At 74.8% G+C, this 19,519-nt stretch carries 18 protein-coding genes; 14 read left to right on the top strand and 4 right to left on the bottom strand.

Annotated features, from left to right (window positions below; all coding sequences use genetic code 11):
- The first annotated feature begins 22 nt into the window (after positions 1-22).
- Positions 23-1,423 carry a MocR-like pyridoxine biosynthesis transcription factor PdxR gene (gene pdxR, locus GBN72_RS10700; RefSeq protein ID WP_151771471.1) on the top strand — a complete coding sequence of 467 codons (1,401 nt, stop codon included), beginning with the start codon at positions 23-25 and terminating at the stop codon, positions 1,421-1,423.
- A gap of 101 nt (positions 1,424-1,524) precedes the next feature.
- On the opposite strand, the gene GBN72_RS10695 is transcribed toward pdxR, so the two are convergent.
- The 3 genes from GBN72_RS10695 to GBN72_RS34055 all read right to left on the bottom strand — a co-directional run bounded on the left by GBN72_RS10695 (position 1,525) and on the right by GBN72_RS34055 (position 4,112).
- Entirely contained in the window at positions 1,525-2,199 is a 675-nt protein-coding gene (locus GBN72_RS10695) for a response regulator (protein WP_151771470.1), read from the bottom strand.
- Entirely contained in the window at positions 2,183-3,310 is a 1,128-nt protein-coding gene (locus GBN72_RS10690; RefSeq protein ID WP_164540537.1) for a sensor histidine kinase, read from the bottom strand. The genes GBN72_RS10695 and GBN72_RS10690 overlap by 17 nt, the downstream gene beginning before the upstream one ends.
- A gap of 70 nt (positions 3,311-3,380) precedes the next feature.
- The gene (locus tag GBN72_RS34055) at positions 3,381-4,112 is read right to left on the bottom strand and encodes a 4'-phosphopantetheinyl transferase family protein (RefSeq protein ID WP_164540535.1); all 732 of its coding nucleotides are present in this window, start codon (positions 4,110-4,112) and stop codon (positions 3,381-3,383) included.
- 426 nt (positions 4,113-4,538) lie between these two features.
- Between GBN72_RS34055 and GBN72_RS10685 the strand changes: the two genes are divergently transcribed.
- From GBN72_RS10685 to GBN72_RS10675, 3 genes are all read left to right on the top strand, one after another.
- Positions 4,539-5,342 carry a UbiA family prenyltransferase gene (locus GBN72_RS10685; protein ID WP_164540533.1) on the top strand — a complete coding sequence of 268 codons (804 nt, stop codon included), beginning with the start codon at positions 4,539-4,541 and terminating at the stop codon, positions 5,340-5,342.
- Between the two features lie 508 nt (positions 5,343-5,850).
- A complete protein-coding gene (locus GBN72_RS10680) occupies positions 5,851-6,792 on the top strand; it encodes an ACP S-malonyltransferase (protein WP_151771467.1) in 942 nt (313 codons plus the stop codon).
- 197 nt (positions 6,793-6,989) lie between these two features.
- On the top strand, positions 6,990-9,767 hold the full coding sequence (locus tag GBN72_RS10675; protein WP_151771466.1) for a winged helix-turn-helix domain-containing protein: 2,778 nt from the start codon (positions 6,990-6,992) through the stop codon (positions 9,765-9,767).
- Between the two features lie 94 nt (positions 9,768-9,861).
- On the opposite strand, the gene GBN72_RS10670 is transcribed toward GBN72_RS10675, so the two are convergent.
- The gene (locus tag GBN72_RS10670) at positions 9,862-11,268 is read right to left on the bottom strand and encodes a DUF2252 domain-containing protein (protein WP_151771465.1); all 1,407 of its coding nucleotides are present in this window, start codon (positions 11,266-11,268) and stop codon (positions 9,862-9,864) included.
- Between the two features lie 237 nt (positions 11,269-11,505).
- On the opposite strand from GBN72_RS10670, the gene GBN72_RS10665 reads away from it, so the two are divergent.
- From GBN72_RS10665 to GBN72_RS10620, 10 genes are all read left to right on the top strand, one after another.
- Positions 11,506-11,937, top strand: a complete 432-nt coding sequence (locus tag GBN72_RS10665; RefSeq protein ID WP_151771464.1) for a DUF7144 family membrane protein — start codon at positions 11,506-11,508, stop codon at positions 11,935-11,937.
- A gap of 89 nt (positions 11,938-12,026) precedes the next feature.
- Positions 12,027-13,388 carry a diacylglycerol/lipid kinase family protein gene (locus GBN72_RS10660; RefSeq protein ID WP_246212409.1) on the top strand — a complete coding sequence of 454 codons (1,362 nt, stop codon included), beginning with the start codon at positions 12,027-12,029 and terminating at the stop codon, positions 13,386-13,388.
- 143 nt (positions 13,389-13,531) lie between these two features.
- Positions 13,532-14,056, top strand: a complete 525-nt coding sequence (locus GBN72_RS10655) for a hypothetical protein (RefSeq protein WP_151771463.1) — start codon at positions 13,532-13,534, stop codon at positions 14,054-14,056.
- Positions 14,057-14,203: 147 nt separating this feature from the next.
- A complete protein-coding gene (locus GBN72_RS10650; RefSeq protein ID WP_151771977.1) occupies positions 14,204-14,401 on the top strand; it encodes a DUF8691 family protein in 198 nt (65 codons plus the stop codon).
- A 124-nt stretch (positions 14,402-14,525) separates the two neighbouring features.
- Positions 14,526-15,002, top strand: a complete 477-nt coding sequence (locus tag GBN72_RS10645; RefSeq protein WP_151771462.1) for an SHOCT domain-containing protein — start codon at positions 14,526-14,528, stop codon at positions 15,000-15,002.
- Positions 15,003-15,056: 54 nt separating this feature from the next.
- Positions 15,057-15,467 carry a DUF7144 family membrane protein gene (locus GBN72_RS10640; RefSeq protein ID WP_151771461.1) on the top strand — a complete coding sequence of 137 codons (411 nt, stop codon included), beginning with the start codon at positions 15,057-15,059 and terminating at the stop codon, positions 15,465-15,467.
- Between the two features lie 147 nt (positions 15,468-15,614).
- A complete protein-coding gene (locus GBN72_RS10635; protein ID WP_246212408.1) occupies positions 15,615-16,190 on the top strand; it encodes an NAD(P)H-dependent oxidoreductase in 576 nt (191 codons plus the stop codon).
- A 142-nt stretch (positions 16,191-16,332) separates the two neighbouring features.
- On the top strand, positions 16,333-17,211 hold the full coding sequence (locus GBN72_RS10630; protein ID WP_151771459.1) for a metal-dependent hydrolase: 879 nt from the start codon (positions 16,333-16,335) through the stop codon (positions 17,209-17,211).
- 21 nt (positions 17,212-17,232) lie between these two features.
- Complete coding sequence (locus GBN72_RS10625; RefSeq protein WP_151771458.1) at positions 17,233-18,321, top strand: PDR/VanB family oxidoreductase; 1,089 nt, start codon at positions 17,233-17,235, stop codon at positions 18,319-18,321.
- Between the two features lie 42 nt (positions 18,322-18,363).
- Entirely contained in the window at positions 18,364-19,464 is a 1,101-nt protein-coding gene (locus GBN72_RS10620; protein WP_151771457.1) for an alpha/beta fold hydrolase, read from the top strand.
- The last annotated feature ends 55 nt before the right edge of the window (positions 19,465-19,519 follow it).

The following is a 19,519-nucleotide window of genomic DNA, read 5'->3' as shown; positions in this document are numbered from 1 at the left end:
CGGGGGGAACGGAGCAGACCAGATGGCCTGGCATCTGTCGGTCCAGGTGGACCGGGACTCGGCCGTACCGCTGACCACGCAGCTGCAGAACGCCATAAAGGTGCGGATCGAGGACCGGGTCCTGCAGCCCGGTGTGCGGCTCCCGTCGAGCCGTCAACTCGCCCAGGACCTGCGGCTTTCGCGCAGCGTGGTGGTCGAGGCGTACGAGCAGCTGATCGCCGAGGGGTACCTCGACGCGGTCCGCGGGTCGGGCACCCGGGTCACCCGGAAGCTGCCCGAGGGCGGCGGTTACGCGCCCCTGCTGGACTCCCGTCCGGCCGCGCAGTCGCGCTGGGACTTACGGGTCGGCATCGCGAATCTGTCGAACTTCCCCCGCCAGGAGTGGCTCAACTCCTACACCAAGGTGCTGCAGAACGTCGGCCGTGAGGGCATGGACTACCCGCCCGTCGCCGGCATCGCCGAGCTGCGCAACGAACTCGCCGGCTATCTGGGCCGGGTGCGGTCGGTGCACACCGAGCCCGCGCAGGTGATGGTCACCGCGGGGTTCGCGCAGGGACTGGCGCTGCTGTCCGACTCCCTGAAGCGGCTGGGCATCCACGAACTCGCCATCGAGGAGCCGGGGCACAACGGGCAGCGCCGCTTCATCCTGGACACCGGGATGACACCGGTGCCGGTGCCGGTCGACGAGGAGGGCCTGGTCGTCGAGGCCCTGGACCGCACGGGCGCCCGCGCCGTCCTGGTCACCCCCGCGCACCAGTTCCCGACCGGCGTGATGCTCTCGCCCGCGCGGCGGGCGCAGCTCCTCGCGTGGGCGCGGGAGCGCGACGGCTGGATCATCGAGGACGACTACGACGGCGAGTTCTGGTTCGAGCACGGCGGCAGACCCGCCGCGCTGCAGGAGGGCGACCCGGAGCGCGTGGTGTACGCGGGCACCACCAGCAAGGTCCTGGTCCCCGGGCTGCGCCTGGGCTGGCTGGCGATACCCCCGCGGCTCTACCCGCTGCTCGAGAGGGTCCGCTCCCGGCAGGACCAGGGCTCCGACACCCTCACCCAGCTCGCCTTCGCCGAGCTGATGCGCAGCGGCCTGCTGGACCGGCACCTGCGCCGGGTCCGCTCCCGCTACCGCTCCCGCCGTGAGGCGCTGGCCGCGGCCGTCCGGGAGTCCCTGCCCGAGGCGCGGCTCAGCGGCTGCGCGGCCGGCCTGCACAGCTACGCCCTGCTGCCGCCGGGCACCGACGAGGCGGCGGTGGTGCACGGCGCGCTGCGCCGCTCGGTGCTGGTCCGCGGCGGCCAGCAGTTCCGCTTCGGCGGCCCGCCCGGTCCGCCGGCGCTGATGCTGGGCTACGGCTCGCTGCCGCTGACGGGCATCGCGGAGGCGATGGCGGCGATCGGGGAGGCCTACGAGGAGGCCCGCCGCCGCTGACCGCGGGCGCGCCGCGGGCGGGGACGGCCGCGGGGCGCCCCACGGGGCCGCGCAACGGCGTGCGGCGGCGGCGTGCGGGCCACGGGGCCGCCGGGGGGCTCCTAGCGCATCAGGCGGCCCCGGGGGCCCGCGATGAGCTTGTGCGCGCGGGCCTTGTTCACCGCGTCGATCCGCGAGACCGCGTCCAGCTTGTCGAAGATGTTGCGCAGGTGCCGCTTCACGGTGCCCTCGGTGATGCCGAGCCGGACCGCGATCTGGCGGTTGCTCATGGCCTCCGCGACGCAGGACAGCACCTCGCGCTCGCGCGGGGACATCGGCCCCGCGTTCTGCTCGCCGGACTGGTCCCCGTTCACGGTGAACCCGGACCGCGGCACCAGGATGGTGACCTGGTCGTCCTCCCGGGCGGCGTTGCGGACCGTGCTGAGCAGGGCCTCGCGCGAGACGCTCTTGTGCAGGTAGCCCTGCGCCCCGAGCTGCAGCAGCTCGTGAACGAGCGGCTGGTCGTCGTACATGGTGAGGATGACGATCCGCAGCCCGGGGAAGCGCTCGAGCAGCCTGCGCACCGCCGCGCGGGGCTGGTGGTCGGGCATCTCCACGTCGAGCAGCAGCACGTGCGGCCGGTGCCGCTCCACCAGCTCGACGAGCCCGCGCCCGCTGCTCGCCTCCGCCACGACCTGGAGGTCGGGTTCGGCGTTGAGCAGCTCGGCGAGGGCCGTGCGCAGCAGCGTGTGGTCGTCGGCGGCGACGATGCGGATGAGGTCACTTGGCGGATTCAACGGAATCTCCCGGGAGGTTCCGCAGCGGAATGGTGACCGTGACCCTGGTGCCGCGGTTCTCCGGGTCGCTGCTGAAGAGGATGGTGCCGCCGAGCAGTTCGACCCGCTCGGTGGCGGAGGCGATGCCGTTGGCACGGCCCGCCGTGGCGACCTTCGAGACGTCGAAGCCGCAGCCGTCGTCCTCGATCAGCGCGTGCACGCCGTAGGGGGCGATGTCGACCACCGCGAGGACGTGGTCCGCGTCGGCGTGCGCCAGGGAGTTGCGCAGGCACTCCCGCACCACGAGGAACACCTCGTCCAGCACGGGCTGGGTGGCCCACTCCTCGCTGCCGTTGACCTGGATGCGGACCTTGGAGGAGGTGATCTCCATCGACTCCAGGAACGCGGCGAACGACGACTCCAGCGTGCCCTCGCGTTCGGCGCGGCGCAGCTGGGTGACCAGGTCGCGGATGATCCCGAGCGAGTCGGTGAGGGTCTCCTTGACGGCGCCGATCCGCGTCTCGACCTCCTGCGGGCCGACGCCCCTGCGCAGTTCGAGCTCGTGCAGCTCCAACTGGCGCAGGGCGAGGCTCACGTTGTTGCCGAGATGGTCGTGGATCTCGCGGGCGAGCTGCCGCTGGGCGGCGGCGTTGACCTCCCGCACCGTGTTGAGGAGGTAGGTGTCGTGGCCGAGCGCACCGGCCTCGAGGCGCATCCCGATGCCCCGCTGGAGCGCGCGCACCCCCGCCCGGAAGCGGTCGAACTCCTCCGGCTTCGACGCCACGACCTCGGCGAGCGCGTCGAAGACGAGGTCGAAGAGGAGGATCCCGGCACGCAGGGAGTGCACGCCGCCGATGCCCTGGGTGGCCCGCTCCGTCCCGAGGCCCTCGACCTGCTGCACCAGCGCGTTGCGCACCTCGGGCCGGCCGCTGCGCAGGCTCTCCACGCAGTCCTGGAAGATCCGTTCGGCCTGCAGGGCGCAGGTGCTCCAGGTCGCCTCGTCGGTGACCAGGGGACTTTTGATCTCTTCCAGTCGTTGACGGTAGCGTGCAATTAATTCCGGGGATCGGGCCAGAAATTGTTCAGCAATTAAACTATTCTGGCCGGCTACCGATAGGCCTGTATGAGTCACCGGAGTCCCCACCCCCCTGGAACCAACCCTGCGATACTCGCCGTCAGCTAACAGTCTGTCAATGTGCACATTAGCCCATCTCGCATCCTGGGCCGCATCCGGAAGGCGGCCAGGGAAACGATCTGACGACGGTGTCCACCGTGTGTGTGGCGACTGAACCCACGTATCCGTCGGGGCAATCGACCTCGTGCACATACCAGTCGGAGGAATCCCCGGACCGTCGCGCGCGGCGCGGTCCGCGGGCCGGCGGGCCGATGGAGACGGGGTCGCGCAGTCCGGTGCCGGCCGCCTTGCCCACGGCCTCGATGGCGGTCCAGGTCCGGAACCCGGACACCCGGTCCTGCGCGCCCACCAGGGGCAGCCGGCTCCAGTCGAAGGCGTCACGGATCCGTTCGACGTCCACGCCGACCGTGCCGGGCGCCCGGACCACGCCCACCAGGGCGGCGGAGCCGGAGTGCGACAGGCTGAACTCGAGGTGCGGCCAGGGGCCGGCCGCCAGCACGGGCCGGCCGCCGCCGCAGTCGCCGCACACCTCCGGTTCGGGGCAGCGGCGGACGAAGCGGGGCAGGTCGGGGGCGACGCCGAGGTAGCCGGCGAGCAGGGTGCGCAGCGCCAGATGCGCGGCGCGGTAGCGCCGGCGGCCGACGGGGCGGCGGATGCGTTCCGCACGCGCGCGTTCGGCGGGGGAGAGGACCGCGTCCGCGGCGTCGAGCGGAACGCGGCCCAGGGGAACGGGCCAGACGTGGATTTCCCCGGGTGCGAGAACCGGGGCACGCGGGGTCGGGGGCAGCAGGGTACGCATGAGGGCTTCCCGGGGTCGGAAATGGACCAGGGCTTGCCAACGGCCCGTCACGGGAAGCGGGGTGCCGCCAAGACGACGGCGCCCGCCTGCGCACCAGCCAAGCGCGGGCGGGAAAGGGGGGAGGGGTCCACTTCTGCGGTGGTCCGGCGTACCAGAGCGGCCGCCCGGAAAAACCCGGGAAAACGGAGGAACTTCGTCCGTTGATCGGTGTCTGTCACTTTAGGAGTACGAGTGACACATTTGCGGAGCAGTCAGGTCGGCATGTGGCTGCCTAGGCTCCTGGGCATGCCGACAGCGACGATGCGGACACTGCCCGTTGATGCGCCCAGTGATCCGATTTCCGGAATTCCGAGAACGGCCCTGCTCTGCCTCGACGAAACACGCCCCGCCGTTCTGGTGGCCTTTCAGCTCCGTTACGCCACCGGTGTGGCACTCGCGCTGGGGCCGGCGGCGGTCACCGGCGCGCGGCCGGTGCTCCAGGTGGTGCTCGGTTCCCTCGCCTGGTTCTGCGCGATTCTCTACACGTACCTCTACAACGGCTGCATGGATTGCCCCGAGGACCGTGTCAACGGCTCCACCCGGCCGATCGCGAGCGGCCGGCTGTCCCCCCGGACGGCCCTGGCCGTCGCCCGCGGCGCGGCGGTCGCCGCGCTCGTCCTCTCGGCCTGCGCGGGGGTGGGCACCCTGTTGCTCTGCGCGCTGCTGCTGCTGCTCGGGTACGGCTACTCGGCGCCGCGCACCGGCTGGAAGAACAGCACCCCCACCGCGATGGGCGTGGTGTTCTGCTCCGGACTGCTCACCTACGCCGCCGGCCCGGTCGCCCTGGGCATCCGGCCGACCATGCCGGCGCTGCTGCTGACGGCTCTGGCCATGTCGCTGTGGATGGCGCTGGTCGGCGCGGTCGTGAAGGACTTCTCGGACATCAAGGGCGATGCCGCCGCCGGGCGCCGGACCTGGGCGGTCACGCTGGGCGAGCGGCGCACCGGCGTCCTGGTCGCGGTGGGCGCGTGTCTGGTCGGAGGCGGTTTCACCGCCGGGGCGGCGCGCTGGGCGCCGCACCTGCTGCCCACCGCGGGCGCGGTCCTGGTGGGCGCACTGGTGCTCGCCGCCGTCGTCCTCACGGTCCGCTCCACCGACTCGCGCGCCCGCCGGCGACGGCCGTACCGCGTGTTCATGGGCACGCAGATGTGCGCGCACCTGTCACTGATCGGCCAGGCCGCCGCCGTCTGACGGGGGGCTGATGCCGCCGCACGGGGGGGATGTACGTGCGGCGGCTGCTCGGGAGGGGCGTCAGCGCCCCCGGTCCAGCCTCGTCGTGCCTTCCGCTCCGGCGGTCACCGCGCCGGACGCCGTGCCGCCTCCTTCCGGTCCGTGACGTCACGGCCGGCGCCGTGCCCTTCCGGCCGTCGTGCCGGCGAAGCCGTTTCCACGGTTTTCCGCCGCCCGGTCCGATCCGGTGTCACGGCGATAAAGCTAGACGCTTGAAAAGCAGGTGAACAAGGGGGAATCGGCTAAGGAAACACTGTCCCTTTCTTTAGGTGTATTGGCCCACCACCCAAGTGGAACGCGTGGTCGCACATCGCTTCAGAAGTGGTTTCATTTCTCGGAGAAACCGCGGAAAAAGCGGCCCGGTGGGCCATGTCCGGGAAGGGGACGGCGCTTGTGCCGAGGGCCGCGCACGCGGTGGAAGGCACGGAGCGGCGCATCGCGCCCGTCCGAAGGAAGGAGACGGTAGACGATGACGATCACCCGACTGGCGTTGATGTTTTCCGGCCAGGGAGCGCAGCGCCCCGGCATGGGACTGCCCTGGACCCGCAGCCCGGGTTGGGGCGTGGTGGCGGAGGTCTCCGAGGTGGCCGGCCGGGACGTCGGGACCCTCCTCCTCGACGCGGACGCCGCCACGCTGCGGCGTACCGACAACGCCCAGCTCGCCGTCCTCACCCTCGCCCTGGTGGCGCTGACCGAACTGCGCCACCAGCACCCCCTGGCCACCTTCCCGGGAGGCTGCGCCGGGCACGGCCTCGGCGAGTACTCCGCGCTCGTGGCCGCCGGGATCCTCGACGCGGGGGACGCGGTGCGCCTGGTGACGGTACGCGGCGCGGCGATGCGGGCGGCCTGCGAACGGGCCGAGGGCGCGACGGCGGCCGTGACCGGCCTGGACGCCACACGGGTCCAGCGGGTGGTCGACGACGAGCACGCGCGCGGCGGGCAGGTCTGGGTGGCGCACTTCGACGCGCCGCGGCAGGCCGTCGTCGCCGGCCGGACGGCCGACCTGGAACGCTGCGCCCGGGCGCTGGAGCGGGCCGGGGCGGTGAAGGTGACCCCGCTCGTGGCCGACGGCGCCTTCCACACCCCGCTCATGGCCGAGGCCGTCGAGCCCGTCGCGGCGGCCCTGGCCGCGGCCCGCTTCATGCCGGGCCACACCGCGGTCGTCTCCGGCTCCGACGCCCGCACCTACCGCGGCGGGCCGCACTGGGCGGAACTGCTGCGCCGCCAGCTCACCATGCCGGTCCGCTGGGCGGACACGCTGCGCACGCTCACCACGGAGCTGGCCTGCGACCGCCTGCTGGAGGTCGGCCCGGGCCGGACGCTCACCGGCCTCGCCGAGTCGGTCGTGCCCCGCGTCCCCCGGACCGCCTTCTCTGACCCCGGCAGGCCCCTGGCGCCGGCGGGGACCTGAGGTCGGCCCGCTCGTGACGTCGGCCCGCTCGTAACGTCGGCCTGCTCATGGCGTCGCCCTGCTCGTGACGTCGGCCCGCGTCCGATGCCGGAGGCCCCCTGACCCCGGCGATCCCCGGCCCGTCACGGCGGGGCCGACGGCCCCCGCCACGGCCGGCCGGGCAGGTCACGGCCGTGCGGTCCGGCGGGAGGGCTGGGATGCTGGAGGCGGGGGCGGTCCACGACCTGCGGACAGTGGTGGTGAGCGCTGTGGCGGAGACCGACGAGAACGCCCCGGGCACCGCCGGCCGGGCCGGCCCGCCCGGCGTCGACGCACTGGCGGACCCCTTCCTGCGCACCCGGATCGTGCCACCCGCCAGACCCCCGGCCCACCTGCCGCGCCCACGGCTGGTCCGCGGTCTCGACCGGGCCCTGCGGACACCGCTCACTCTGGTCGGCGGACCGGCCGGAGCGGGCAAGACCCTGCTGACCGCCGACTGGGCCACCGGCCTGCGGCAGCCGGTCGCCTGGGTCACCGTCGAGGCGGGGGACCGGCGGCCCGGCGTGTTCTGGACGTACGTCCTCCAGGCCCTGCGCTCCTGCGGGGCGCTGCGCCCCGGACCGCTCCCCACGGACGCCTCCCGGGTCGACGCCCGGCTGCTGGCCGCCCTCGCCGCCGAACTCGAGGAGGCCGGCCGGCCCGTGGTCGTCGTGCTCGACGCCTACGACCGGGTCGGCGGCGCCCCGGAGATCGCGGAGCAGCTGGAGTTCGTGCTGCGCCATGCCGGACGGGGCATGCACCTGGTCCTCGCCACCCGCGTCGAGCCGCTGCTCCCGCTGCACCGCTACCGGGCGGCGGGCGAACTGACCGAGATCCGCGCCGCGGAGCTGGCCTTCACGCCCGAGGAGGCCGCCGCACTGCTGGAACTGCACGGTCTGAGCCTTCCCGCCCAGCCCGCGCGCGCCCTGGTGGACCGCACCGGGGGCTGGGCCGCCGGCTTGGGCCTGTGCGCCCTGGCGGCCCGGGAGAGCGACGACCCGGAGAGGTACCTCAAGGAGTTCGAGGCGGGCCGCAGCGCGATCGCGGACTTCCTGCTGGCCGAGGTCCTCGAGGGGCTGACGCCGGCGACGCAGGACCTCCTGCTGCGGGTGAGCGTCCTGGACCGCTTCCGCCCCGACCTGGCGAACGCCCTGACCGGCCGCGTCGACGCCGAGCCCCTGCTCGTCGAGCTGCACCGCGCGAACGCGTTCGTCGAGGACCTCGGGCACTCGTGGTACCGGCTCCACCCGCTGTTCGGGGAGATCCTCCGGGCCCACCTGCGGGTACGGCTGCCCGGACTGGAGCCGGAACTCCACCGGCGGGCCGCGTGGTGGCTGCGCCGGGCCGGATTCCTGCCGGAGGCGCTCGCCCACGGGGCGGCGGCGCAGGAGTGGGACTTCGCCGCCGGCGCCCTCGTCGACGACCTCGCGATCGGCCGGCTCCTGACGGGGCTGCGCGCCGGTGAGCTGACCCAGCTGTTCTCCGGCATGGGCCCCGAGGCCCGGACCCCGGCGACCGACCTGGTGCGGGCGGCCCGCGACCTGGCGCGGCAGGACCTCGACCACGGGCTGGTGCACCTGCGCCACGCCGGTGAGCTGTTGGCCGGGGAACGCCCGGGCGGCGACGGCCCGGCCGACGGCTCGCCCTCGTCGGCCGCGGCGCGACTGAGCCGCGCGCTGCTCGAGGCACTGGCCGCACGGCTCGCCGGAAGCCCGCCGCCGGCCGAGAAGGCCGCCCTGGCGGCGGACCGGCTGATACGGGAGGTCCCGGCGCGTCACCTGGAGGAGCACCCGGAGCTCGCCGCGCTGCTGCTGACCCACGTCGGCTCGGCTCGCCTGTGGGGAGGCCGCTTCGAGGACGCCCGGGCGGCCCTGAGCACGGCGGCGAGGACTCCCGGCGGCCCTTCCACCGCGCTGCCCCGGGAGGAGTCGCTGGGTCACCTCGCCCTGCTCGACCTCCTGACCGGCTGGCCCGGCCGGGCGGAACGCAGGGCACTGGCGGCGGTGGCCGAGGAGGAACGGGCCGGTGTGTCCGAGCCCTCCGGCTCGGGCATCGGACGGCTGGTCCTGGCCGCGGTGGCCGTCGAGCACGACGAACGGGACCGGGCGCGCGACCTGCTCGGTGAGGCCGCCCGGGGGCGCTCCTCGCCGACGCGCGACCCGGTGCCGGCGGCCTGCGAAGCCCTCGCCACGGCCCGGCTGCTGCTGGCCGACGGCAAGGCGCGGGCCGCCGCCGAGGCCGTGCGCCCGGGCGTCCCCGCCGCCGTGGCCTCGCCCTGGGCCGCGGGCCACGCCGCGGTCGTCGCCTCCGCCGCCCACCTGGCCGAGGGACGCCCGGAAGCGGCCGTCGAACTGCTGCGGGAGGTGCCCGCCGGCCAGCCGGCCTGCGCGGTGGAGGCGGCGGCGATCCAGCTCGCCGCGGGGCGCCCGGAGGCCGCCGCCGAGCTGCTCGAGAGCGTGCGGGCCCAGGGCGGGACGGGCCCGGCGGTGTCCGTGCGGGCGGCGCTGGTGCGGGCGCGGGCCGCGGACGGCGCCGGGGACGCCGCCACCGCCCGCAGGCTCGTCGAGCGGGCGCTCCTCGACGCCCGGCGGGAGCGGCTGCGGCGTCCCTTCCTCGACGCCGGGGCGTGGATCCGGCCGCTGCTGGCCACCGCCCCGCTGCGGGAACTGGCGGCCGGCTGGCTCACGCCCGGACCGCCGCGGCCCGGCGACGAGCCGTCCCCGGCGCGGGTGCCCGGGGAACTCGTCGCGGGGGAGCTGGTCGCGGGGGAGCTGAGCGGCCGTGAGCGCGACGTCCTGGCGCGGCTGGCCGGGATGATGTCGACCGAGGAGATCGCCGCCGACCTGTGCCTGTCGGTGAACACCGTGAAGACGCACCTCAAGAGCGTGTACCGCAAGCTCGCGGTGAGCCGGCGCGGCGACGCCGTGCGCCGCGCGCGGAGCCTCGGACTCCTCTGACGCCGCGGGCTCCTCCGACGCCGCGGACTCCTCTCGCGCCGAGGCGCCTTCGAGGCCGCGGCGCGTCCGAGGCCGCCGCGAGGGCCGCACACCCTCACAGCCGCTTCGCGCTGATGCGGCCCGACCGGAAGGCGGCCTGGAGCGCCGCGAAGTCCCGCTCGTTCTGGTCGGCGTAGGCCTGGGCGAACTCGGCGAGGGCGCGGTCGAAGCGGTCGCCGCCGCCCAGGTAGGCGGCGAGGGCGACGGGATCGCCGGAGCGGGCGTGGGCCCGCGCCAGACAGGCCCCGCACAGCCGGGCGAACAGGACGAGCAGCTCCGGCCCCATGGTCTCCGGCCGCGGGATGCCCTTCCAGTCCCACAGCTGGCGGACGTAGAAGTCCCGCGGCTGCCCGTCGAGCCCCCGCAGGTGCGTCCAGCCCAGGAAGATGTCGCTGGTCGTCTGCATCAGGTGCTGCCCGGTCACCACGCGGCGGCCCTGGTTGTCGTCGCGGTCGCCGCCCGCGTACGGGGCCAGCACCGAGTCCTGGGCCTCCTTGGCCTGGAGCAGCAGGGGATCGTCGTCGTCCCTGCCGAGCAGGAGCACGATCCAGCAGCGCGTGCCGACACTGCCGACGCCCACCACTTTGCGGGCCAGGTCCACCAGGCGGTAGTGCCGCAGCAGGTGCCTGCGCTCGGGCGGCAGCGTCCGCGCGTACCCCTCCAGCAGGGTGCGCATCTCCTCCTCGAGCACCGTCCGGGAGGGCCGGTCCCGAAGACGGCCGAGCGGAGTGACCAGCGGTGGGTCCGGAGTGATGCGACGGCCCTCGGCGGTCATCCGGGTCAGCTTGGCGAAGGCGCGCAGATGGGTGCGGGTGCGGGCCCGCTCCGCGGCCTTGGCGGCACGGCGCCCGGCCTCGCCGTCCATCGAGGAGGCCAGTTCCCGGATCCGGTCGGCGTCGTCCTGGGCGTACCAGACGTCGAGGGTGCGCATGCCGGCGAACTGGCGCATCCGCTCCCGGTACGCCCGCACGCAGGCCCGCACGACGGCGTCCTGCTCCTTCACGGACAGCCCGTTCGCCCGGGCCGCCGTCACGAACCCGGACGCCAGCCGCTTCACGTCCCACTCGAACGGCCCTTGCAGGGTCTCGTCGAAGTCGTTGATGTCGAAGACCAGCCGGCGCTCCGGCGAGGCGAGCAGCCGGAAGTTCAGCGGGTGGGCGTCCCCGCAGAGCTGCACCCGCAGCCCGCTGTCGGGCAGCGGCCCCAGATCCGCCGCCATGATCGAGGCCGCGCCCCGGTAGAAGCGGAACGGCGACTCCAGCATCCGGCCGTAGCGGATCGGCACCAGGTCGGCCACCCGGGTGGCCGACTGCTCGTCGAGCACCGAGACCGGGTCGAAGCGCTGCCGCGGGGGTTCGTAGCGGCCGTGGCCCGAACGCGGCGCCCGGCCGCGCGCGCTCCGGCCGTACTCCGCGCGTCCGGCGGGGGAGAGGGACGGGGTGAAGACGCTGGGGACGGTCATGTTCCGGCCTCCTGTGCGGGCAGGGCGGCGGAGCGGCCGACTTGCGGCCGGTGCCACGCCGCTGCAACGTGCTGGTGTCCGTCCTTTCCATCCGACCACCCGGACGACCCCGGGGGCTCACCCCCGCCGGGTGAGGCCGACCGGGCACCGCCCGGAGCACGCTGGTCGTGGCACGGAAGCGGCGCAGGGCCGGGGACTCCCCGCCCAGCAGCCGGAACAGACGAAATGAGGCACACGATGAGCGCGACCAACACCTCACACACCCGGTCGGCGAGCACGGCCAAGCAGGGATGGGCGTCCGGCCTGACGGCCTTCGCCGCCGTGATGCTCCTCCTCCTCGGCCTGCTCAACATCTTCCGGGGCATCATGGCCGTGGCGGAGGACGAGGTCTTCGTCAGCACACCGAACTACGTGTTCGAGTTCGACCTGACGAGCTGGGGCTGGATCCACCTGATCCTCGGCGTGGTGGCCGTGCTGCTCAGCGCCGGACTGTTCAAGGCGGCGACCTGGGCGCGTGTCGCAGGCGTGGCCATCGCCTCGCTCGCCGTGATCGCCAACTTCCTGTCCCTGCCCTACTTCCCGATCTGGTCGCTGGTGATGATCGCGATCTCGGGCTTCATCATCTGGGCCCTGTGCGTGGTCCGGCGCGACGACGGCCTCGGCGTCTGAGACCGGCGTCCTCCCCAGGGCCGGGGCGACCCGTGACACACGACGGCGCGAGCCGGGACGACGGCAGGGGACCTGCCGCGACGGGGGCCGTGGCGGCCCCCGTTCCGCGGGGCGCCGCCGGGCGCGCCCGCCTGGCGGTGCTCGCCCTGCTGGGCAGCGTCCTGGTGCCGCTGGTCGCCGCCGGTCTGCGCAGCGTCCTCTGGGCGCTGCTCGGAATCGCCGCCCTGGCGCTGGGCGCCGTCGGGCTGTGGTGGGCGCTGTCGCACACCGGCGCGGTGCGCGTCCTCGGGACCGTCCTGGCGGTGGCCGCGCCGGCCGCGGTCCTCGCCCTGTACGGCGCCTTCGGCATGCTGGTGCCGGCGCTGGTGTCCCTGGCGCTGTGGTCGCTCGCCGCCGTCTCGGCGCGTACCGCGCTGGGCGCCCGGCACGCCGCGGCCCGGCACCCCGGCCGGTCCGTCGCGGTGCCGCCCCGGGCGCCGTGGGTCCTCATGAACCCCCGCTCCGGCGGCGGCAAGGTGGGCCGCTTCCGTCTGGTGGAGAAGGCCGAGGCGGCGGGCTGCCGGGTGGTGCTGCTCGACGGGAGCCGGGACGTCACCGAACTGGCCCGGCAGGCCGTCGCCGAGGGCGCCGACCTGCTGGCGGTGGCGGGCGGCGACGGCACCCAGGCGCTGGTGGCCGAGGTGGCGGCCCGTCACGACCTGCCGTTCCTGGTGATCCCGGCCGGCACCCGCAACCACTTCGCCCTCGACCTCGGCCTGGACCGCGACGACCCCGCGAAGGCCCTCGACGCACTGGCCCACGGCACCGAGATCCGGGTCGACCTCGGGTACGCCGCGGACCGGGTGTTCGTCAACAACGCCTCGTTCGGCGTGTACGCCTTCGTCGTCACCGAGCCCGAGTACCGGGACGCCAAGGCCGCCACGACCCTGAGCCGCCTCCCCGCCCTCCTCACCGGCGAGGACGCGCCCCGGTTGACGCTGCGGGCCGACGGGACGCGCGTCGACGGGCTCCAGGCCCTGCTGGTGAGCAACAACGCCTACGGGCGCGCCGTCGACGCGGCACACCCGGGCCGCCGGGAGCGTCTGGACACCGGACTCCTCGGAGTGGTGTGCGTGCGGGTCGCGGGCGCCGCCCAGGCGGCCGACCTGGTGGCACGCGGTCCGCGCTCCCCGAGCCTCATCCGCCTGACCACCGGCGAGGCCGTCGTCGCCTCCGGGACGGACACCTTGCCGGTGGGCATCGACGGGGAGCACGTCGTGCTGCCGTCCCCGGTCGTGTGCCGCATCGCGCCCGGTGCCCTCAGGGTCCGGGTGCCGCACCGCCGTTCCGCCGTGCCGCGGGCCGCCGCGACCGACTGGCCGAGCGTGGTGCGGCTGGCCCTCGGCCGCGCCTCGCCGGCACGGGAGCGGGGGCGGGACCGGGGACGCGGCGGGAAGGCGCCGGCGCCGTAGCCGGGAGGCGCGGCGGGCGCCGAAGAACGCCAGGGCGGACGGCGCGAAGGCGGAGGACGCGAAGGCGGACGGCGCGAAGGCGCGAAGGCGGAGGGACCGGGAGGCGCTGGGGCCGGAGCCCGAGGCCAGGAAGGAGGCGCCCGGTGTTCGGACACGGTCGCGGGACGGACGGCGGTCGCCGCGCCGGGCGCGGGGACCGCCGCGTCGGCGCGGACTACACGGGCGGCGTCCACGGGTCCATGCTCGCGGCCTCGGTCGTGGTCGGCGCCGGCACCCTCGGCTCGTTCCCCCGCCTGGAACTCGTCCTCCTGCTGCTGCTCACCGGCGTGGTGTTCTGGATCGCGCACGTGCACGGCGAACTGTTCGGGGCCCGCCTCGCGCACCGGACCCTCGACCGCCGGACCGTGCTGCACGTGTGCCGTGAGGAATGGCCGATCGTCAAGGCGGCCGTCCCGCCCGCCGCCGCGGTGGCCGTCAGCCCGCTCCTCGGCCTGGACGTGCGGGGCGCGCTCTGGCTCGCGGTCGCCGTCGCCGTGGCCGGACAGGTCGGCTGGTCCGTCGCCGCGGCGCGGGTCGCCGGGGCTCCCTGGCGCCTGGTCGCCGGCACCGCCGCGGTCAACCTACTGCTGGGGCTGCTGATCATCTCCTTCAAGATCGCTCTGAAGTGACGGCCCGGTCCGCCCGCGGCAGGGCGGCGGTCACCTCCGGCGGGTGAGGCCGGCGGCGCCGCGCGGGCGGAGGATCACAGGGAGGGCACCGTCGTGGAGGGCACCGTCGGCCTGCCAAGGACGCGTCCGCTCGTGGAGGGACTTCCTGTGCGCTACGAGATCCGAGTCGAGGGACATCTGTCGGAGACGCTCGCCGAGTCCTTCCGGGAGCTGGACCACGTGGTGATGGCCGGGCAGACCGTGCTGTACGGCCCGGTCGTGGACGAGGCGCACCTGTACGGCCTGCTGGCGCGCTGCCAGTCGCTGGGGCTGCGCGTGGTGGAGATGCGGCAGCTGCCGGAGTGAGGGGCTCCGGGGCGGTCTCACCCGTGCCGGGTGAGGCCGCCCGGCGCGTCCCGTGGGCACGATGAGGTGGGCGAGGACGCTGCCGGACACCGCCGGGAGCGGGCCCGCCGGACGGAGGACCGACATGGACACCACCACCTACCTGGCGTACGACTTCCCCCTGCTGGGCGCGCTCTGGACCATGTTCGTGTTCTTCCTGTGGGTCATGTGGTTCGCCCTGCTCTTCCGGATCGTTCTCGACGTCTTCCGGGACGACACGCTGAGCGGCTGGGCCAAGGCCGGCTGGCTGGTGCTCTGCACCTTCGTGCCGTTCCTGGGCGTGTTCGCCTACGTGATGGTCCGCGGCAAGGACATGGGCCGCCGGGAGCGGGCGCAGGCGCGGGCCCAGCAGGAGGAGCTCGGCGAGTACCTCAGGGCGGCCGCGGTCGCGTCCGGCGGCCGGGCCGGCAGCGTCGACGAACTCGAGCGGCTGTCGGAGATCCGCGCCAACGGCGACATCACGGACGAGGAGTTCAGCAGGGCGAAGGAACTGGTGCTGTCCGGCCACGGCCCGACGCCCCCGGGTTCCGCCCCGCACACCTCGCACACCTCCGGGGCCTGAACCTCCCGGCCCCGCCGGGCGCGCACGCCCGGACCGCACGGAACGAGACACACGATGACCACGACGCACCACCGGCCCTCCTACACGGCCAAGCAGGGATGGGCCACCGGGCTGTACCTCTTCGCCGCCGTGATGCTCCTCCTGACCGGACTGCTCGACGTCCTCCGCGGGATCATGGGCATCGCCGGGGACGACGTCTTCGCCACGTCGCCCGACTACGTGTTCCGGTTCGACCTGACCGGCTGGAGCTGGATCCAGCTCGCCCTCGGCGTGCTCGCCGCGCTCGTCGCCGTCGCGCTGTTCCGGTCGGCGCGGTGGGCCCGCGTCGCGGGGGTGGCCGTCGCCGTCTTCGTCCTCGTCGCCAGCTTCCTCTCCCTGCCCTACGCGCCGTTGTGGTCGATCGTCGTGATCGCGCTCTCGGGGTTCGTCATCTGGGCCCTGTGCGTGGTCCGGCGCGGGCGGTGACGGGGGCGTTCCGGCCGCGGACCGGGTCCGCCCGGCACCCGGCCGGCCGGCGGTGGTGGTGACGGGGCCGTCTGTGCGACGGTGGCGACCGTACCGGTTCACCAGGCGCTGTCTCGGGGGGACGAAATGACGCGTGCGGGGGTCTATATGGCACACCCGCGGCCCGGCAGCTTCAACCACGCGGTGTTCCACGCCGTGGTGGAGGAGCTGCGCGACCGCGGTTGCGAGGTCGTCGCGCACGACCTCCACGCCGAAGGGTTCGCGGCCGCTCTGTCCGCGGAGGAGACGGAGACCGTCCGCTCCGCCGGGAGCGCCGACGATGCCCAGGTCGCGGCGCACCGCGCGGAGGTGGCCACGCTCGACGTCCTGGTGTTCATCCACCCCAACTGGTGGGGCATGCCGCCGGCCGTCCTCACGGGCTGGGTCCAGCGGGTGCTGGTGCCGGGCGTCGCCTACAAGCTGGGCACCGGCGAGGGCGAGCCGGTGGGTCTGCTGAGGGCCCGCCGGGCCCTCGTCGTGAACACCTCCGACACGCCCGCCGAGCGTGAGGACGCCGAGTTCGGCGACCCGTTGCGCAGCATCTGGACCGCCTGCGTCCTGCCCTACGTGGGCGTCGACGACGTCCGCCGGGTGGTCTTCCGGACGATCGCCGGCTCCGACGCCGCCACGCGCGAGGGCTGGCTGCGCGAGGCCCGCCGGCACGCCGCGGCCCTGCCCGCCTGACGACGGGAGCGGGCGGTACGCGCTGCGGTCGCGTTCAAGCTGTTGACACGGATTCAGCAAGCCTTACCGTAGGTAACCCCGGAGGGGCCGAACGGTCGGCCGCCCGCGTCCGACGGCCGGGAGCCCGTGGTCAGGAGCCGTGATGAGGAAGAGCGACGAGCACGACGACCTGGTGCTGACGCCCCGCGACGTCCGGTTCGACTGGGAGAACCTGCCGCTGCACTGGATCCCCCGCGAACCCCTGGCCACCCACGTGGTCAACGTCCTGCACCTGCTGCTCCCGGAGGGCGAACGCTGGTTCGTGCGGGTCTTCCTGCAGACGATGCCGCTGATCACGGACGAGGAACTGCGCGCCCGGGTCCTCGGCTTCACCGGGCAGGAAGCCGTGCACGCCGAGGCCCACCAGGGCGTGCTGGACCATCTGGCCGCCAAGGGCGTGCCGATCGACCCCTACGTCACGCAGGTCGCGTACCTCTTCCACCACGTGCTCGGCGACATCCCCGGCCAGAGCCCCCGCCGGGAGCGTCAGTACCTGATCGAGCGCGTCGCGATCATCGCCGGGATCGAGCACTTCACCGCCTTCCTCGGCGACTGGATCCTCAACGCGCCGGCGCTCGACCGCGCCGGCGCCGACCCGGTCATGCTCGACCTGCTGCGCTGGCACGGCGCGGAGGAGGTCGAACACCGCGCCGTCGCCTACGACCTGCTGCGGCACCTCGACCGCGGCTACGTCCGCCGCATCCGCACGATGGTGATCGCCACCACGACCCTGGCCCGGCTGTGGATCCGCGGGGTCAGGTACCTGGCCGCGGTGGACCCCGAACGCCGCCCGGGGAGCAGGGCCCGGTGGCGGGACGTGGCGAGGGCCGCGCGCAGGGGGCTGCTGCCCGACCCGGTGAAACTCGTCGTCTCCGTGCTGCGCTACCTGAGCCCGGGCTACCACCCCACCCAGGAGGGGTCGACGGAGCAGGCCGTCGCCTACCTCGGCACCTCGCCGGCCGCCCGGGCCGCCGCCCACTGACGCAGACGCAGGAGAACCGCCATGCCCAGGCCGCCACGACCGACCCCGCCGCCGGACCTGTTCGGCGAGGACCGGCCGGACCGCTTCCTGACCGGCCTTCAGCGGTTCACGTCCCTGTACGTCCCGCTGACCGGCCGCAAGCGGTACCGGCCGCGCCCGCCGGAGGGCGGCCGCCCCGCCGAACTCACGGTGGCCCGGCGGGAGTACGTGGCCCCGGACGTCGTCGCGCTGCGGCTGGTCGCGCCGGACGGCGGGACGCTGCCGCGCTGGCAGCCGGGGGCGCACCTGGACCTCGGCCTGCCGTCGGGGCGCCGCCGCACGTACTCGCTCTGCGGCGACCCGGCCGACCGGTACGGGTACCGCGTCGCGGTGCGGCTGATCCCCGGCGGCGGGGGCGGGTCGGCGGAGGTGCACCGGGAGCTGACGGAGGGCAGCCGGGTCCCGGTCGCGGGCCCGCGCAACGCCTTCCCGTTCGCGCGCGAGCGGCGGGTGCTCCTCGTCGCGGGCGGCATCGGCATCACCCCCCTCCTGCCGATGGCCCACGAGGCCGAGCGGCGCGGGCTCGACTGGACGCTGGTCCACACCGGCCGCACCCGCGCCTCCCTGCCCTTCGCCGACGAGACGGCGACGCTCGCCCGCCGGCACCCCGGACGCGTCGTGGTGCTCACCGACGAGGAGGACGGCCGGCCGGACGCCGCCGCGCTGCTCGCCCGCGCCCCGCGGGGAGCCGCCGTCTACTGCTGCGGACCCGCTCCGCTGCTCGACGCGCTGCGGCGGGCGTTCCCGGCCGGCCCCGCCACCGCCCTGCACTTCGAGCGCTTCACCGCCCCGCCCGTCGTCGACGGCAAGCCGTTCACCCTGCGGCTGCGCGACGGCAGGGAGCTGCCCGTGCCCGCCGACCGCAGCGCGCTCGACGTGCTGCGGGCCGCCGACCCGGCCACCGCCTACTCCTGCCGGCAGGGGTTCTGCGGTGTCTGCAGGGTCCGCGTGCTCTCCGGCACCGTCGACCACCGCGACCGCAGGCTCACCGAGGCCGAACGGGCCGCCGGTGACATGCTCGTCTGCGTCTCCCGCGCCGACGACGGCGCCTGTCTCGAACTGGACCACTGACATCCCCGACGGCACCCCGCGACGAAGGCGAGACCCTCAGCCATGAACCAGGACCACAGCGAGCCGGGCTCCGGCCCGGCGCCCCGCGGCGCCGCCGACGGCCTCCTCGCGCACGAGGTCCCTGGCCGTGGGCCGGTGCGTGCCCCGGCGGAGAAGCGCCGCACCCGTGTCCGGAGCGGCGACGTCACCCTGGCCGTCCACGAGCAGGGCGACCCGGCGGCCCCGACCGTGCTGCTCGTGCACGGCTACCCGGACACCCACCACGTCTGGGACGACGTCGCGGAGCGGCTCGCGGCCGACCACCACGTGGTGCGCTACGACGTCCGCGGCGCCGGCGACTCCGACGCCCCGCCCGGCAAGGACGCGTACCGCCTGGAGTTCCTCGCCCGGGACCTGTACGCGGTGGCCGACGCCACCAGCCCCGGCCGGCCCGTGCACGTCGTCGCCCACGACTGGGGGTCCATCCAGTCGTGGGAGGCGGTGACCGACCCGAAGGCCGCCGGGCGGATCGCCTCGTACACCACCATGTCGGGACCGTGCCTGGACCACATGGGCCACTGGCTGCGCCGCCGCCTGCGCCGCCCCACTCCGCGCCACCTGCTCCAGCTGGCCTCCCAGGCGCTGCACTCCTGGTACATCTACGTCTTCCACCTGCCGGTGGTGGCGCCCGCCGCCTGGCGGCTGGGGCTGGCCCGCGCCTGGGGAACCGTGCTGCGGGTGTCCGAGGGCGTCGCCCCGCGCCCCGGCCACCCGCATACCACGATCGCCTCCGACGCGGTGCGCGGCATCCTGCTCTACCGCGCCAACATGCTGCCCCGGCTGCTCAGGCCCCGCCCGCGTCCGACCGCCGTGCCGGTCCAGGTCGTCACCCTCACCAGGGACCGGTTCGTCAGCCCGGCCCTGACCGAGGGGCTGGAGGAGTGGGCCCCGAACCTGTGGCGCCGCGAACTGTCCGCCACGCACTGGGCGGCGCTGCTGAGGAAGGGGCCGGTCGTGGCCGGCATGGTCCGCGAGTTCGTCACCCACCTGGAGGGCGCGCCCGCCGCCCCGGCCCTGGCCAGGGCCCGGCACGGCCGGGACGACGCCGGGAAGGCGGAGTTCCCGGACCGGCCCGGCGCCGGCCCGGACAGGGTCGGCGGGTGACCGCCGGGGGCGTGCGAGGAGGTCCGCGCGCCCCCGAGTGAGGTGCGACGATGGC

The sequence above is a fragment of the Streptomyces abyssomicinicus genome (assembly GCF_008974245.1).
GTDB lineage: Bacteria > Actinomycetota > Actinomycetes > Streptomycetales > Streptomycetaceae > Streptomyces > Streptomyces abyssomicinicus.
This window is presented reverse-complemented; position numbering and strand designations above follow the sequence as displayed.